Below are 1,019 nucleotides of genomic sequence, written 5' to 3' on the forward strand. Positions count from 1 at the left end.
CGATGGTCGCCGGGGTGTCGTAACTCCACCAGTTGCTGCCGCACTTGGCGTACGCGGTGCCGCCCACCGTGCCGGTCGCCGGGCACTTGGTCTTCAGCACCTTGTAGTCGTCGATGCCTTGCTCGTACGTACCCGCCGCCGGGCCGGTCGCGGTGCCGCCGGGCGCGGTCTGCGTGACGCCGGTCCAGCCGCGGCCGTAGAAGCCGATGCCCAGCAGCAGCTTGGAGGCGGGGATGCCCAGGCCCTTGAGCTTGGCGATCGTCGCCGAGGTGTGGTTCGCCGCCTTCGGGATGCCGGCGTAGGAGGTCAGCGGGGAGTGCGGTGCGGTCGGGCCGGTGGCGTCCCAGGCACCGAAGTAGTCGTACGTCATCGGGTTGTACCAGTCCACGTACTGCGCGGCGCCGCCGTAGTCCGCCGCGTCGATCTTGCCGCCGGTGGTGGCGTCCGCCGGGATCGCCGCGGTGACCAGGTTGCCGGAGCCGAACTTGGCGCGCACCGCCGCCATGAGGTTCCTGTACGCCGCCCGGCCGCTGGTGTCGCAGGTGGCGCCGCAGGCGTTCGGGTACTCCCAGTCGATGTCGATGCCGTCGAAGACATCCGCCCACCGGGAGTTCTCGACCAGGTCGTAGCAGGACTGGGCGAACGCGGCCGGGTTCCTCGCCGCCTCGCCGAAGCCGCCTGACCAGGTCCAGCCGCCGAACGACCAGAGCACCTTGATGTGCGGGTACTTCTTCTTCAGCTCGCGCAGCTGGTTGAAGTTGCCGCGCAGCGGCTGGTCCCAGGTGTCGGCCACGCCGTCGACGGACTCGGCGGCGGTGTAGGTGCGGTCGGTGGCCGCGTAGCCGTCGCCCATCACGCACTTGCCGCCGGAGACGTTGCCGAACGCGTAGTTGATGTGGGTGAGCTTGGCGGCGGAGCCGGAGGTGTCGATGTTCTTGACCAGGTACTTGCGGTCGTAGGTGCCCCATTCGGTGAAGTAGCCGACGACCTTGGAGCCGGCGGCCGCCTCCGCCTCGGGC

General features: G+C 69.8%; 1 protein-coding gene. It reads right to left on the bottom strand.

Going from position 1 to position 1,019, the window contains the following annotated elements:
- The coding region (locus CCN42_RS34150; protein ID WP_086741306.1) for a glycoside hydrolase family 18 protein at positions 1-1,019 on the bottom strand (1,019 nt) is incomplete at both ends.

Origin of the sequence: Streptomyces glaucescens (genome assembly GCF_002154375.1) — a bacterium.
GTDB classification, from domain to species: domain Bacteria; phylum Actinomycetota; class Actinomycetes; order Streptomycetales; family Streptomycetaceae; genus Streptomyces; species Streptomyces glaucescens.